This is a genomic window from Paenibacillus sp. sgz302114 (genome assembly GCF_056120345.1).
This window is the reverse complement of sequence record NZ_JBVYOI010000002.1, coordinates 560,991-575,519: the sequence shown is the minus strand read 5'-3', so window position 1 is coordinate 575,519 and position 14,529 is coordinate 560,991. Positions and strand designations below refer to the sequence as shown.

Genomic DNA, 14,529 nt, shown 5'->3' with positions numbered 1-14,529 from the left:
AGTATGAGTATGAGAAAATCGTTATTGTCCATCTTCGAATTCGCTTGTCCCGCGAAGCGGCAGGCGCATACAGACGATTGCACCTCCGGACTCGCCGTTCTGAAAGGTAATCCCTCCTTCATCGCCGTACAGCATGCGGAATCTTCGGCGAATGTTCCAAATCCCTAGATGATGCTCGCCTGATTCATTCATATCCATGCCGCTGTGCAATTCTTCCATAAAGGCTGCAGGGAATCCCGGGCCGTTGTCCACAATTGTCAGCATGAGGTATTGGTTCGGCTTCTCATCATCATTGCTTGAGGCGATGACGATACGGAACGGCTTGCCGTCTTGAACCTTCTTACTGAACCCGTGTATGACCGAATTTTCGACGAAGGGCTGCAGCAGCAGCGGGGACAACGCTACTTGCAAATGCTCGGGGAGCACATGAATCTCATATTCCAGCTTTGTCACGTAACGGATTTTTTGGATTTCCAAATAATGCTCGATATGTCGGATTTCATCATCCAGCGTAATCACCGTCCGATGCCCGAGCATTAAGAAACGGAAGTAGTCAGCCAAATGCAGGCTCATCTTCTGCACCAATTTGTAGTCCTTCAATGCGGCCAAATTATAAATAATATTGAGGCTGTTCATATAGAAATGAGGATTGATTTGGATTTGGAGATGTTTATACTCTGCCTTCTGCACGCGAATCTGTTCCTCGTACACGTCGATTTTGAGCTTCTCGATCTGTTCGGCCATTAAGTTGAACGTGCTCGACATGAAGGCAAATTCGCTGTTACCGGGGTTGACCGGCAGCCGAACATGGAATATCCCTTGGCCCAGCTTCCGCATGCCGCGAATGAGTGCGACCAACGGCGTGAACATCACCTTTTGCAAGAACAGCCAATAGAAGGATAAGACGATGGCAACGGTCAGCGGGATCCAGATATACAGCATTTTTTGAAAATACGGCAAGTTTTTGAGCGTATACGTTTCGGGGATAACGATCATATAGTGAATATCAGAAATCGCTGAGGGCTGGGTAATGACGAGAAAATGATTGTGGTTCCATGTCGTTCGTCCCTGCTTGGTCATCTCCACGATATCGTTATGTAAGACCGTCTCTTGAACGACTGGCAGGGGCGAGTTCGTCAGCGGATTGCCTGCCGGATCAACGACAAACGTCGCCCCATCGGGACCAACGTCAAATTTGCTGAGTTCTTCGTTTAATCGGTCAATTTGCACCAGTGCCCCCATGTAGACGCCGGAGCCTAAATCGACCGTTTTAATGAGGTAATTCGTGTCGTGCGGAATGGAGAAGCGCTCCCAGCGCTGCGTTTCTTCAGGCAAATTCTTCGAGGCAAGCTTCGTGGTGTAATTCAGCAGAGCATCCTGCACCTCAGCGAAGTGGAAGCTGTATTGAGTGGAGAAGAACATATCGTCATCTTTGCGGGAATAAACGAAGAAGGTGTCGACTTTATTGTAGTAGCCGGTATCGAGCAAGAAGCGCCGAGTCAGCTCCATCTTCGCCATCGTATAATCCGAATCATCGTTTTGCAGGGACAGCGTTTGTATCGTTTGAATGTCCGGGTCGCCTTGCATGCGATATAAATAACGCATGGTTTCCTGGAGTATGGCGTCGTTATTCTTCACCTGCTGCTCCATGAGGTTGTTATAATGCAGCGAGATTTGGTCGCGCACAACGTTCGTCGCATACACATTGTTGTAGATGAGAAAGAGTACCATAGGTGCAGTCATCATCAGAAAGCCGAATACGATCTTGAACCGAACGGACTGCCAAAATTGCATGGTCCCCATCCCTCGCATCGTAGTATCCAAGTTATTCCAAGCTCATTCAAGCATACTCTAGACAAATGAAAGCGGCAACAAAATATGGGTCTATCGTCGCATTCATAGAAAAGGGGGCTGCCCCTTAAGTCTTTATGACTTTTGGGACAGCCCCCTTAGTAAGCTGGGTTGAGTTAGTGCTTCACGGTCCAGCCGGTTGCAGGCGGTTCGATGACGAATTGGTGCTGCTTGCCATCGGTGTCTTCGATGGTAAGCTTCAGCCCGCCCTCGATGGGGAGGATGTCATGCACCTCTCCGCCTGGGACGAGCTCTTGGACGAGCGGCTCCAGGACGGGGATAAGTGCATCCTCGAGCCACATGCGCTCCACGTGCCATTGCGGTGCTGGCGCGAGAGCGGGATAGCCGCTTGCTGGTGCGCCAAGCACGGCTGCCAGTTTGAGCGGATCGTCGCCGTTGCCTAGCGGTAGAGCATCAGCTCCAACCGCGGCGACAAAACGTAAACAAAGCTCAATCGCATTCAGCACCTCATCATATTCGATGCTGCCATTGGCATAGCGGATTTCGACCGTTCCGATATCGAACCATGCCGCCGTATTGATGCCTGAGCGGTGGGATTGCGGGCGCCCCCTATGGCGAACCGACTCTGCGCACGGCTCCGCCACATAGCGCTCCCGCATCTCCTTCGTCACGCGCGGACAATAAATACGCCGATGCTCGCTCATCTGAAGCAGCTGCGCCAGCGCACCCTGATAGAGCAGCGCGGCGTCCAGCAGCGAAAGCACAGCATCCTGCCCCCAATGCTCAAGACCGACATGAACATGCAGACCGCAGCTCCAATTGGCGGATGCGCCTTGCGCTTTGAGCCGCTCTAGCATGATGCGGATCTGCTCGCGCTGAGACCACAGCATCGGAGGAGGCTTGAGCTCGCTTCCCGACTCCGCGCCAGTATCATCAAGCTGGTGCTCATCCAGCGACATGAGCCAGCCTGGCAGCAGCGCAAGCTCCTCCGGCTTGCCTCCCACGAATTCTATCTCAACGCCGAAACGCAACATATTCCAATCGACAACAGATGGCCACATGCCAATCACCGTTCCTCTCATTTTTGAAATCAAGCAGGCGAAATGAGAGTAGGCGGGCCTCGGGCACGCAGAGCACATCCGGTACATGTTTTGGCTTAACGGGGGATTTTCATTCTTGGCATCGCTGCACGCCTCCCACTAGGTATTTTCAACTACTACATCATTTCGCTAGCTCCAACTGCTATTCCTCTCTCAAAAAATGTGTACTCATTTAGTTCATCTACCAGCAGGCGTTCATAACATATTGGGAATAGATAGGGAGGTGGTTAAGTATGGCGATTCAATTTTTGGACATGCGGTTATCGGTTCACTCCAATGAGAGCGGAGGAACGACGGCGTTGTCGGATACTCCGCTGTTAATCGGCGATATCGGACTGCAAACGGCAGGGGTGTCCCCTTTCAATGTTAGCAATGTTCGTGCGCTGCTCACGGGAACAGCCTCGGTTGCCAAGGTTTTCGCGCCTACGACAGATGAAGAGGTTCCTGATCTCACTGCGCGAATTACGATTACGGTTGAGCGTAATGGAACAGGTACAGCTGGCACGGGGACTGTGATTTTGGAAGAGATTGTACAGGTTGGCGTCGCACAGACGACGGTTGCACCGCTTAGTGTAAGTGTTGGCGATTTTCCTCCTGCTGCTGCAGTGGAAGCGGGTCAGATTCGGTACACCATGTTCATTAGCGTGGACAATCCACTTTCAATTGCTTTCCAATTCTTGCTGACTGGCCCTGCCGTATTTAACGGCGTCGCTACAGCCGGCACAACCTAATATATGTCTATGGAGGACGCAATCTTACAAGTTTAAGGTTGCGTCTTTTTGATGCGTGAGAGTAATGCTAGTCGTGAGAACCGCATGGAAAAAAAGGTTCAGAATGAAGTCCCGTTACCGAGTTGTGATCGCTTTGTTAGTGGTATTGCTGAATGGCTTCGTGCCGCGGGCGCAGGCCGCGCAATCTGAGGAATCGTCAGGACCATCGACAATCGAAGTCATGTGAAAGTGGTGAGCTACGAGCATCTTGCGGACTACGAGCTGCCTTGGAATTGGGAGCATATTCGGAGGTAATTGACGGTTGCGCAATGCTGCATAAGTGGATGCATAAGTGTAATAATCCATTTATTGTATTGCTGGAGGAGCCAGATTCATGAAATAAGTGCGAGAATCCACTTATCACATAAGATTTCAGCTCAAATGGAGATTAATGCCCGTAATATGTGGATAATTGCGCCTATTTCACGGATAATGCGAAATGTCAGTTAAGTAAGTGGATATTCGCACTTATGATTGCATTGTACATAAGCGAAAATAGCTGGACGCAGCTTGCACGTACGCCTGCCCGAGCGCTCCAGTCGCGTAGGCGAAAAAAGAGTCGGCCCCCCAAACCCGGGCCGACTCTTTTCCTCATTTACGGCAAAGCAACGCCGCGCGATGCGACGTACAGACTGTACCATTCCTCGCGCGAGAGGCGGAGCGTCGCCGCGTCTTTGCACGCGCGGATACGCTGCGGGTTGATCGTGCCGATGACCGGCTGAATACCTGCCGGATGCGTCATCAAGAATGCGAGCACGATCGACTCCTTCGTCGTGTCGTGCTTGTCAGCCAGCTCCGCGACGAGCTGCGCCGTCTTCACGACGCTCTCGCTTTGCCCATCCAGCGAGCCGCCGGAATAGCGGCCTTGAGCGAGCGGTCCCCACGATTGCAGCTGAATGTTCTCGAGGCGGCAATATTCCATCGTGCCTTCCGGGAACACATTGCTGCGCCATGCTTCCTGATTAACGCTGACTGCGGTGTCGAGGAAGCCGAGCTTGTGCAGGCTCATCTCCAGCTGGTTCACGATGAACGGCTCGCCCGAGTAAGCCGACAGCAAGCGGATTTGACCTTGGCTCATGTTCGAGACGCCGAAATGGCGCACTTTGCCGGATGCTTTCAGCTTCTGGATCGCGCTTGCTACATCTTCCGGGTCGACGAGCGGGTCCGGACGGTGCAGCAGCAGAATATCGAGATATTCGGTGCCAAGACGCTCCAAAATGCCGTCAACGCTACGCAGAATATGGTCCTCCGTAAAATCAAACCGGTGCGGCGAGCTGCCATCGCCGAAGCGGATGCCGCACTTCGATTGCAGAATGATCTGCTCGCGAAGCTCTGTACGCTCCTTCAGCAGTTGGCTGAACACGCGCTCCGCCTTGCCTGCCGTATAAATATCGGCATGGTCATACATGTTAATGCCGATTTCGAGAGCGGCATCAAGCGCCGCATGCCCTTCCTTATAGTGCTCTGCTGTAATCGGGCTGCTTGCATTCCAGTCGCCGCCAAGTCTCATGCAGCCAAGCACTAGCTGGCTTGCCGGAATGCCACGGCGTTGAAGCGGTATCGGTCTTGTCATATGTAATCGTCCTCCAAATCAGTGTTAGATGAAATTCACTTTATTACGAATCAATTCCCGTCCCATTATGCTCCACGCGCTTCCAAAATAAAAGTAGTGAAATAATTGATATGTAATGATACAAGGTATATATAGTACGCCAAAGTATAGCGGAAATCACTCCATTACTGCTGGACTCCGCCTCATGATTTTGTTCTACTCGCAAGTAAATGATATGGAATCGACACAAAAACGCATGCTTTAACAGATGCGTTTCTTGTTTTTCCTGTTATAATAAAGGAGCAAGTTGGATGACGGGTGGCAAAGGAGAATTGCCGTGAACGAGGCGCAATTAGTGATGTTATCGAGGCAAGGCGATGAGACGGCCTTCAATAAGCTGGTCGAGCTGTACAAGGATAAGCTGTCGAGAATGGCTCATACGATTCTCCGCAGTAAGACGGATGTCGAGGATGTCGTACAGGAAACGTTTCTGAAGGTGTATTTGAACCTGAACCGCTTCGATGAGAACAAACGATTCTCAACCTGGATTTTTCATATCGCCAAGAATGTATGCCTTGATTTGCTGCGCCGCCGCAAAACACCGCCGTTGCCGTTAGATCAACCCGTTACCGCTCATTCCGAACAGAACTTGTCGCTTCACGATGTCATTCCGCACACCTCGCTATCTCCAGAAGGCGAAGCGATCGAACGCGAGCTGGCGTCGAAGATGACGGAAGTCATTGCGAAGCTGCCGGAGAAGTATAGAACCGTCGTGTATCAGCGCTATGTGCTGGAGATGTCCATGGAAGATATCAGCGAGCTGAACAACATTCCCGTCAACACAGTGAAGTCGCGCATTCACCGCGGCAAAGATTTCATGAAGAAGCGCTGGGGCAAGACACTGCTCATGTATTCGCTGCTGCTGTTCAACTTCTTATTGCTCGTAATTCCTTAATAGATCAAAGTGCCTTGGAAAGTCCCCTCGGACTTCTCGGCACTTTTTTTATTTGTGCGAATCTCGCAGACAACTCTGCTGTTCGCGCTTTCCAGTCTTTGCGCCAGCGGCATGCTGTTCCTTCCGACTCCGCAGCCCAAATCGAGCAATTGAGCATTATTTTTGTTTGACAGCAGCTCAAAGGTATCCATAACGGTTTTGACAGGCTTATGTAACCAAGTATCTTGAGTAAACAGCTTAACGTTCTCATAGTATTCGTCATGATAGAGCTTTCCCTTCATCCGAATTTCGTCTAGACGACTAAGTGGCATGAGCACGCGCTCCCTTTCATAAGTAATGTGATTCTACTGTAGTTAGCTAAGCTTTCTACTTCGACGAAAAGTTGACATTGTCCTTGAACGACAGCTTGGCGAAGCTGAGAGCGCATAATACGTATTCTCAGCGCAATAATCGACCGATTGAAGCTCTGAGAGTACAGATTCAGCACTCTCAGATAAGGAAACAGCCGAAATCGGCAGCCTGCCGAAGCCGAGAGTGCATAATAGAGAGTAACCGATTGAATCGAACTCTCTATGCGATTGGTGTAAACTGCTGTGCGCGGGCACCATTGAGGCTTTTTTTTATTTCCAGCGTAGAAAATGTATAGCCAGCAAGGCTTCCGGGACGGTATAATATCGAGAACTGCGAAAGTTTCGACAACTTTCGCAGATTGACAAATTCCGATAATTCCGGTAGGGTTATTGGTAGATAAGCTTGCGCATACACATCAGACAAAAAGAGTAGGGGAGAAACGTAATGAAAAAAGGGTTTTTGCTAGTCGCAGCACTTATTTTATTGTCTTCGTTGTTCGTCGGATGTTCCAAGAATGACAATTCTGCTTCCAATAATGGAGCAAACAAGAATGCAACAGCTAATGCAGGCACGAATGAAGGCGGCAATGCGGCAGCGGACACAACAGCTGACGCGCCTAAGAAGAAGGTTGCACTCGTGCTGCCAGAGAAGATCGGCGTTAATGCATTCTTCGTACAAATGGATGAAGGCTTCAAAAAAGCTGGTCAAGAATTTAACGTGGACGTGAAAACAATCGAATCGACAGACCCTGCCGCATTCGAACAGAACCTTCGCGCTACAGTTGCTGAGAACTACGATCTGATCATCACAGCTACTTTCCAAGCGGAAGATGCACTGAAGAAAGTTGCTGCTGAGAATCCGGACAAGCCTTTCGCAGTAATCGATACCGTTGTTGATCTGCCTAACGTTCGCAGCGTTGTATTCCGCGAGTATGAAGCTTCGTACTTGCTCGGCGCAGCTGCTGGCCTTACGACTAAGACAAACAAAGTCGGTATGGTCGTTGCCATCGACGCTCCGCTTCTGAAGAAATATACAGTTGGCTTCCAAGAAGGCTTGAAATATACGAATCCAAATGCAGAAATGCTCGTGAACTACGTTGGCGGCTTTACTGACCCAGCGAAAGCGAAAGAGCTCGCATTGCTGCAATTCTCCAAAGGTGCTGACTTCATTGCCGGCGCATCCGCTGTAGGCGACCTTGGCGTGTTCGAAGCGGCGAAAGAGAAAGGCTTCCACACTTCCGGTCAAGACATCGACAACACTGGCGTTGATCCAGAGCACGTTGTACTTGCACAACTGAAAAGCACAGATACTGTCGCTTACGAAACCGTTAAATCGTTCGTGAACGGCGACTTCAAATTTGGCGCAGTTGATTACGGTTTGAAGGAAGACGGCGTTGGTCTTACTTACGTAACGCGCGACAGCAAAACTCCGCTTAACGCGTTCGTTGGCCAAGCGAACATCGATAAGCTGAAAACGATTAAAGATGATATCGTATCGGGTAAACTTGTTGTAAAAAACCCGCTAGCTCAATAAAGTGAAGTTGCCGGCTGCGCGCAAGATGCAGCCGGTTTCTTTCGATTTATAGATCCGGCAGATTTGGATCGATTGGATAGAGATGAAAGGAGCAGAGCAGCCGCATGTTGTTGAATATGGAGAACATATCCAAGTCGTATGGTCCTGTTAAGGCGAATACGGACATTAATTTCACGCTTGGCAAAGGCGAAATTCATGCGCTCGTCGGTGAGAACGGCGCTGGTAAGACAACGCTGATGCGTATTCTCTACGGCATGGAGAAGCCGACGAGCGGAACGATTCTCGTGGGCGGTAAGCCTCAGTCCTTCGCTACGCCAGCGGATGCGATCTCGAGCGGGATCGGCATGGTGCATCAGCATTTCATGCTTTTCCCATCCTTCACGGTGGCAGAGAATATCGTCATCGGACAGGAAACGAAAAAGTGGAGCGGATTCGACCGCAAAGCGGCTGCCGCAGCGGTAGAGAAGCTGTCAAAGCTATACGGCATGCCGGTTGATCCGCATCAGAAGGTCGAGTCTTGCTCGCTCGGTGTCCAGCAGCGGGTTGAGATCTTGAAGGTGCTGTATCAAGGCGCGGACATCATCATTCTCGATGAACCGACAGGTGTACTGACACCCCTTGAAGTAAAAGAGCTGCTCGTCTCGATTAAGCGGCTGGCGAGCCAAGGGAAGAGCTTCATTATCATCAGCCATAAGCTGCAAGAAATTATGGAAGTAGCTGACCGTATCACCGTTCTGCGCGATGGTCGCGTGACCGGTGTCGTTGATGCGAAGAACACGGACATTGAACAGATTTCGCGTCTGATGGTTGGCCGCGACTTGGTACAGATGGAGCGCAGTGCGCCGAAGCTTGGCGCGCCGGTGCTTGAAGTAAGAGGGCTCACCGTGCCAGGCGATCGAGGCAAGCCGCTAGTAGACGGCGCAAGCTTCAAAGTTCATGCCGGCGAGATTGTCGGCGTCGCAGGCATCTCGGGCAACGGCCAATCGGAGCTTATTGGCGCGATTGCAGGTCTGCAAGGAGCTAGCAGCGGACAAGTCATGCTGGTCGGACAGGACGTAACAAGCGCTCCGGTGCGGAAGATACGCGAGCTCGGCTTAGCGCATATTCCCGAAGACCGCTATCAATGGGGAGCTGCGAAGGACGCGACAGTCGTCGAGAACGGCCTCATGGGTCATGCCCGCAAGCAGCAGCGCTCCGGTATTATGCGTGGACGGAGCATTCGCAAGATGGTCGAAGGCTGGGTGAAGCGCTTCGAAGTCAAGACGGGTTCTCTCGATACGAAAGTACAGTTTCTATCCGGCGGCAACTTGCAGAAGCTGATTGCAGCGCGCGAGCTTGCGCAAGGCACGCCGTTTCTGATCGCTGCCGAGCCGACGCGCGGCGTCGACGTCGGCGCGATGGAGATGATTCATGGCGAGCTGCTGAAACGGCGCGATGAACAAGGCGCGATTCTGCTCGTGTCCTCCGAGCTGACAGAAATACTGAAGCTGTCCGACCGCATTCTAGTTATGAATGAAGGACGAATCGTTGGAGAATTGGCGGCTGATGAAGCGACAGAAGAACAAATTAGTTTATTGATGGCAGGAGGCAAGCGGCATTGAACTTCAGCAAACTTAAGAATGGCATGGGCGCGCTCGTTCAGCCCGTTATTGCAATCCTACTTGGCTTATTAATCGGCGCTATCGCGATTGCGATCGTTGGCGGCGACATCGCGCAGACGTATACCGAGATGTGGAAGGGCGCCTTCGGCAGCTTCTACTTCTTCACGAATACATTATCCCGTGCAACACCGATTATTCTAATCGGTCTTGGCACGACGCTCGCCTTCCGCGCTGGCTTCTTCAACCTCGGCGCAGAAGGTCAGATGATTCTCGGCGGCTTATGCGCCGCGATTACGGCGCTCTATCTACCCGGCCCTGGCTGGGTGAAAATGATTGCAGCGATTATCTCCGGCATCGTCGCAGGCGGAATCTGGTCTGCATTCGCGGGTTGGATGGACGCGAAGTTCCGTATGAATCTGCTCATTACGACACTCCTTCTCAACTATATTGCATCATTGTTTGCGGGCTACATAGTCGCATATCCGCTCAAGGATAATACCGGCTCGGCGGCGATGGCGCAGACGAAGATGATCGAGCACGGCGCATGGCTGCCGAAGCTGTTTCACGGCATGAGCCTGCACGCAGGTTTCCTGCTTGCTGTGGTTGGAGCTGTGGTGCTCTACTTGTTTATGAAGTTTACAGTCAGCGGCTATGAAGTGCGCATGCTCGGCAGCAATCCGCTGTTTGCCGCTTACGGCGGCGTGCAGCGCGGCAAGCTCATGCTCTACAGCATGATTGCAAGCGGCGGCTTCGCAGGTCTAGCTGGCGCCGTGGAAGTGCTCGGCACGCAGTATCGCTACCTCGACGGCTCGCTGTCGACGCCAGGCTATGCGTGGTCCGGCATTATGGCGACGCTGCTCGCTGGCTCCCATCCGCTTGGCACGGCAGCTGCCGCGCTGCTGCTTGCCGCATTGCAAACCGGCGGCATGGGCGTCGAGCGGAACACGGAAGTGCCGCTGGAGATCGCAAGCGTAATCCAAGCGACGCTTATTCTGTTCGTCTCGGCGAAGATCAGCTATTCCTTCATTAAACGCAAGAAAGCGAGGGCTCAAGATGGATCAATTGCTTGATGTGTCGCTGTTTAATTCAGCGCTGCGGATGGTTACGCCCATCCTGCTGGCCGCGCTCGGCGGCGCTATCTGTTCACGTGCAGGACTGTTCAATGTTGGTCTTGAGGGCCTCGTGCTCTTCGGAGCTTTCTTCGGCATCGTAGGTAACTATTTGACAGGCAATGTATGGCTTGCTGTGCTGTTCGCTGTCGTATGCGTCATGCTATTTTCGCTTATATTCGGTTATTTAAGCATTCATCTGAAGGCGAACGCCATAATCGTCGGCATATCGCTGAACTTTCTGGCGCTTGGACTCACATCGTTCTGCTTGCGGGCGATCTTCCATGTGAAAGGCGCCTACTACGACAAAGATATGAAAGGCTTGCCGCAGCTCGATATTCCGCTTATTAAGGATATACCGTGGGTCGGCGGCATCCTCTCCGGGCATTCACCGCTAGTATATCTTGCTATCGTACTCGTATTCGTGTTTCAATATTTCTTGTTTAGAACGGTTAGAGGCTTCCGCCTGCTTGCTGTCGGGGAGAACCCGGTGGCTGCGAAGAGCTTAGGCATCAAAGTGACGCGCATCCAATACGGAGCCGTGCTAATCTCCGGTTTGCTATGCGGCCTCGCAGGTGCGCAGCTATCGCTTGGACAAGTGACGATGTTTACGGAGAACATGACTTCCGGCCGCGGTTTCATCGCTCTCGTGGCGACGATGCTGGGACAATCGAATCCGCTCGGCGTTGCAGCCTCGAGCATGCTGTTCGGCTTCATGGATGCAATCAGCATCCGGCTGCAGGGCTTCTCGATGCCGACGAATTTTACGAATATGCTGCCTTACGTCGTGACGCTTGTCATGATGTTCTTCTTCAAGAATAAGAGCTATGTGCAGGAAGCACGCAAAGCGAATGAGAGCTCCAGATAAGACGAGAAGCAGGAGGAATGAGAGTTGCATAATAAAGCGGAACGTTTGAAGAACGCGAGAGTTGTGGAGCTGGATCCGAATTTGGATCCTGAACTGGCACGTCGTTTGCCGCCTGGTCAGGCGCTGACCGAGCGGTTCCCGATTCTGCATGAGGGCGAAGTGCCGCAATATGATCTGGATACATGGACGTTCCGTGTGTTCGGAGAAGTGGAGAAGGAGCTGACCTTCTCGCTTGAGCAGCTGAAAGCGATGAAGCAGACGGATGTCGTCAGCGACATTCATTGTGTGACGCGCTGGTCGAAGTTCGATACGAATTGGGAAGGCATCCTGTTCAAAGACCTTCTGCCGCTCCTAGGCGTGAAGCCGGAAGCTCGTTATGTGATGGTTCATGCGGATAATGACTATGAAACGAACGTGCCGCTTGAAGACCTTATACGTGACGATGTCATGCTGGCGTTCATGTTCGATGGCAAGCCGCTGACACCGAAGCATGGCTTCCCTGTCCGTCTGGTTGTACCGCATCTGTATTTCTGGAAAAGCGCAAAGTGGGTACGCGGGTTCGAGTTTATGAAGGAAGACCGCCTGGGCTTCTGGGAGCGCAACGGCTTCCATAACGTGGCTGACCCGTTCCGAGAAGAACGGTTCTCCGGCGAGGATCTAGGCTTGCCGGAAGATTTATGGGTGGATGTGGATTTTGACTAATGACTCTTATGCCGATCTTGCAAATTCATACCGAGGACGCCGCTGAGTACGCCATTGTATGCGGCGATCCGAATCGTGCTGCACTCATTGCAGCTAAGCTCGACAATGCGAGAGAGCTGGCATTCAGCCGCGAGTATCGCACGTTTACTGGCGAAATGAACGGCGTTCGCCTTCTCGTAACGAGCCACGGCGTAGGCTCGGCCGGGGCAGCGGTCTGCTTCGAGGAACTGATCCGCGCAGGCGTGAAGACGCTCATCCGTGTCGGCACGGCTGGCTCCTACTCCGAGGAGCATCCGGCTGGCAGCCTTATCGTCAGCACCGCAGCAGTTCGCGCGGAAGGGCTGACCCGCGGGCTCGTGCCTGACGGCTACCCAGCTGTCGGTGACGGCGATGTTGTGTCTGCGCTCTACGCTTCAGCGCTGGAACAGGGCGGCATCGTCAAGAAAGGACTGACCGTCTCGCTTGACGTCTTCTTCGCCGGCGTTGAGGAAGTGCCGCACCGCAAGTACAAGCAAGCAGGCGTGCTCGCGGTTGAGATGGAGATCGCCGCGCTCTATGTGGTCGCTTCGCTACGCGGCGTGCGCGCTGGCGCAATCGTAGCGCTGGACGGCTATGCGGACAGCGATCTCGCGGCTACGTACGATCCGCACACCAACGTTGTCGCGGATGCGGTCGAGCGCGAGATTCAGGCTGCGCTTGGAGCTATCGTGAAGCTGGCTGGAGCTGGACAGGCCTAATCTATCTATTCGAATAAAAAGGTATGCCCTCGCTAAACTGGTCCCTAAGTCAAGGACACTTAAAAAAGAGAGTTAGGCAACCGACAAAAGATGATTCCTGTACTGGACAGGGGTCATCTTTTTTAATCCCCATTGGTATCTGTGATTGTTGTAGTAGTGGATATAGCGATCGATTTCAAGCTTTAGTTCTTCCAAAGTGGTGCAATTGCGACTTTTCACGTGGTCTTTCATATGGCCGTAAAAGGACTCCTGAGGCGCGTTATCCCAGCAGTTTCCTCGTCTGGACATGGACTGTCCAAGCCCCATCTTCTTCAGCAGTTTCTGATATTGGGGGCTTGTATAGTGAGAACCTTGATCGGAGTGGATGAAGGCATCCTTGTGTAATTTTAAGCGGCGCTGCTTCTTGAGTTGGTTAACGGTATCTGTCGCTAATGACAGGTTAATTTGTTTAGAGAGGTTGTAAGCGAGGAGTTCCCCTGTAGAACCATCTAGAATGGTGGACAAGTAGCCGAACTCTGAGTGGCGTCCAAACGGGAGGTAAGTGATGTCCGTGAGCAGCACAAGACCCGGAATCCCCTTCTTGAAATCCCGTTGCAGCTTATTTGGTACAACCCGATGTTCATGTGTTGCCTTTGCCATTCGTCTGTAAGGATTAGGCTTACGATGAGGACAAACCAGATTCAACCGTCGCATATGTCTGCAAATCCGTTTGCGGTTGTAGATGACTTGAAACTCATTTTCTAAGACCATCTTTATTGAGCGGGAACCCTTTTTAAAGCCTCTTCGACAGAAAGCCTTTTTGATTAGTTCTCCAGCCTCTGCATCCCGTCGAGCTCTTTCTTTACGAGCCTCTGCGGTCCTTAAGTAGCTGTAATAGCCCGAATGTGAGACATTAAGCAGTTCACATAAGTAACGCGTCATGCGTTTAAATCCTTGTATTACAGCGTCTTCAATTAACTCGAAAAGCTTATTTTTGGGGAGGATTTCTCCCCTTGCTACCAGCAACCTTTCTTTCGTGTCTGCTTTTTTTAGCAGTTCAAGTTGGGATTCCAGAAGTTTGATCCGCGCGTCTTGCTTAGCGATGACCTCTTCGGAGGTCATTTCTCGTTTAAGTGGACGACCTGAGGATTCTTTACGGGAATCTGCGAGTCCGATAATTCCGTTTGTCTGATAGGCTTTTTTCCAGCGGTCCGCACTTTGCTCCACGCGCTTCATTCCTAGAACATCCACATTTAAGCCATGGGCTTCAAAAATCTCTCTTGGCGTCTTGCCTTGGATATATTGGTCGATAACAACCTTTTAAACTCGTCTGAATAGGTTATGGCTTTGTCACTTATTTTCGTGACGTACTTGTTCTTTGAAAGAAAATCTTGTTCTGTCTTAGAGAAAAGTTTCTTGCTCATGATGCCCTCCTTAAATGCCAATACCAGTATACAAAA

The 14,529-nt window shown here is 51.6% G+C and carries 13 protein-coding genes; 8 read left to right on the top strand and 5 right to left on the bottom strand.

Translation table 11 applies throughout. From position 1 onward, the window contains the following. Positions 1 to 21: 21 nt before the first annotated feature. Entirely contained in the window at positions 22 to 1,794 is a 1,773-nt protein-coding gene (locus tag AC0LWF_RS07695; RefSeq protein ID WP_474650960.1) for a cache domain-containing sensor histidine kinase, read from the bottom strand. A 173-nt stretch (positions 1,795 to 1,967) separates the two neighbouring features. Then, a complete protein-coding gene (locus AC0LWF_RS07690; RefSeq protein ID WP_474651220.1) occupies positions 1,968 to 2,873 on the bottom strand; it encodes an amidoligase family protein in 906 nt (301 codons plus the stop codon). A 272-nt stretch (positions 2,874 to 3,145) separates the two neighbouring features. Here AC0LWF_RS07690 and AC0LWF_RS07685 point away from each other — a divergent pair, with 272 nt between their 5' ends. Beyond that, the gene (locus AC0LWF_RS07685; RefSeq protein WP_474650959.1) at positions 3,146 to 3,643 is read left to right on the top strand and encodes a hypothetical protein; all 498 of its coding nucleotides are present in this window, start codon (positions 3,146 to 3,148) and stop codon (positions 3,641 to 3,643) included. A gap of 634 nt (positions 3,644 to 4,277) precedes the next feature. On the opposite strand, the gene AC0LWF_RS07680 is transcribed toward AC0LWF_RS07685, so the two are convergent. After that, positions 4,278 to 5,255, bottom strand: coding sequence for an aldo/keto reductase (locus AC0LWF_RS07680; RefSeq protein ID WP_474650958.1), 978 nt, complete (start codon positions 5,253 to 5,255; stop codon positions 4,278 to 4,280). Between the two features lie 316 nt (positions 5,256 to 5,571). Here AC0LWF_RS07680 and AC0LWF_RS07675 point away from each other — a divergent pair, with 316 nt between their 5' ends. Beyond that, on the top strand, positions 5,572 to 6,189 hold the full coding sequence (locus AC0LWF_RS07675) for a sigma-70 family RNA polymerase sigma factor (protein ID WP_474650957.1): 618 nt from the start codon (positions 5,572 to 5,574) through the stop codon (positions 6,187 to 6,189). Here the strand turns inward: AC0LWF_RS07675 and AC0LWF_RS07670 are convergent. After that, on the bottom strand, positions 6,186 to 6,500 hold the full coding sequence (locus AC0LWF_RS07670) for a class I SAM-dependent methyltransferase (protein ID WP_474650956.1): 315 nt from the start codon (positions 6,498 to 6,500) through the stop codon (positions 6,186 to 6,188). The two genes, AC0LWF_RS07675 and AC0LWF_RS07670, sit on opposite strands and share 4 nt — an antisense overlap. Positions 6,501 to 6,984: 484 nt before the next feature. On the opposite strand from AC0LWF_RS07670, the gene AC0LWF_RS07665 reads away from it, so the two are divergent. The 6 genes from AC0LWF_RS07665 (at position 6,985) to AC0LWF_RS07640 (ending at position 13,090) form a co-directional block, all read left to right on the top strand. Further along, positions 6,985 to 8,073 (top strand): BMP family lipoprotein, encoded by a 1,089-nt coding sequence (locus AC0LWF_RS07665; protein WP_090580625.1) that lies wholly within the window; start codon positions 6,985 to 6,987, stop codon positions 8,071 to 8,073. 104 nt (positions 8,074 to 8,177) lie between these two features. Next, complete coding sequence (locus tag AC0LWF_RS07660) at positions 8,178 to 9,674, top strand: ABC transporter ATP-binding protein (protein WP_474650955.1); 1,497 nt, start codon at positions 8,178 to 8,180, stop codon at positions 9,672 to 9,674. A gap of 23 nt (positions 9,675 to 9,697) precedes the next feature. Further along, positions 9,698 to 10,744 carry an ABC transporter permease gene (locus tag AC0LWF_RS07655; protein WP_474651219.1) on the top strand — a complete coding sequence of 349 codons (1,047 nt, stop codon included), beginning with the start codon at positions 9,698 to 9,700 and terminating at the stop codon, positions 10,742 to 10,744. Then, positions 10,728 to 11,651 carry an ABC transporter permease gene (locus AC0LWF_RS07650; RefSeq protein WP_474650954.1) on the top strand — a complete coding sequence of 308 codons (924 nt, stop codon included), beginning with the start codon at positions 10,728 to 10,730 and terminating at the stop codon, positions 11,649 to 11,651. Before AC0LWF_RS07655 ends, AC0LWF_RS07650 begins: the two co-directional genes overlap by 17 nt. Before the next feature lie 24 nt (positions 11,652 to 11,675). After that, the gene (locus tag AC0LWF_RS07645) at positions 11,676 to 12,353 is read left to right on the top strand and encodes a sulfite oxidase-like oxidoreductase (RefSeq protein ID WP_474650953.1); all 678 of its coding nucleotides are present in this window, start codon (positions 11,676 to 11,678) and stop codon (positions 12,351 to 12,353) included. Then, a complete protein-coding gene (locus AC0LWF_RS07640) occupies positions 12,353 to 13,090 on the top strand; it encodes a nucleoside phosphorylase (RefSeq protein ID WP_474650952.1) in 738 nt (245 codons plus the stop codon). Before AC0LWF_RS07645 ends, AC0LWF_RS07640 begins: the two co-directional genes overlap by 1 nt. A gap of 72 nt (positions 13,091 to 13,162) precedes the next feature. Here AC0LWF_RS07640 and AC0LWF_RS07635 read toward each other — a convergent pair. Continuing rightward, a protein-coding gene (locus AC0LWF_RS07635) for an IS3 family transposase (RefSeq protein ID WP_474650951.1) occupies positions 13,163 to 14,493 on the bottom strand; the annotation gives its coding sequence in 2 pieces (ribosomal slippage) (positions 13,163 to 14,382 and positions 14,382 to 14,493; 1,332 coding nt in all). Positions 14,494 to 14,529 lie beyond the last annotated feature (36 nt).

Coding starts and splice junctions, on each gene's coding strand:
- AC0LWF_RS07695 (WP_474650960.1), bottom strand. CDS start 1,794: ATGCAATTTTGGCAGTCCGTTCGGTTCAAGATCGTATTCGGCTTTCTG.
- AC0LWF_RS07690 (WP_474651220.1), bottom strand. CDS start 2,873: ATGTGGCCATCTGTTGTCGATTGGAATATGTTGCGTTTCGGCGTTGAG.
- AC0LWF_RS07685 (WP_474650959.1), top strand. CDS start 3,146: ATGGCGATTCAATTTTTGGACATGCGGTTATCGGTTCACTCCAATGAG.
- AC0LWF_RS07680 (WP_474650958.1), bottom strand. CDS start 5,255: ATGACAAGACCGATACCGCTTCAACGCCGTGGCATTCCGGCAAGCCAG.
- AC0LWF_RS07670 (WP_474650956.1), bottom strand. CDS start 6,500: ATGCCACTTAGTCGTCTAGACGAAATTCGGATGAAGGGAAAGCTCTAT.
- AC0LWF_RS07665 (WP_090580625.1), top strand. CDS start 6,985: ATGAAAAAAGGGTTTTTGCTAGTCGCAGCACTTATTTTATTGTCTTCG.
- AC0LWF_RS07660 (WP_474650955.1), top strand. CDS start 8,178: ATGTTGTTGAATATGGAGAACATATCCAAGTCGTATGGTCCTGTTAAG.
- AC0LWF_RS07655 (WP_474651219.1), top strand. CDS start 9,698: ATGGGCGCGCTCGTTCAGCCCGTTATTGCAATCCTACTTGGCTTATTA.
- AC0LWF_RS07650 (WP_474650954.1), top strand. CDS start 10,728: ATGGATCAATTGCTTGATGTGTCGCTGTTTAATTCAGCGCTGCGGATG.
- AC0LWF_RS07640 (WP_474650952.1), top strand. CDS start 12,353: ATGACTCTTATGCCGATCTTGCAAATTCATACCGAGGACGCCGCTGAG.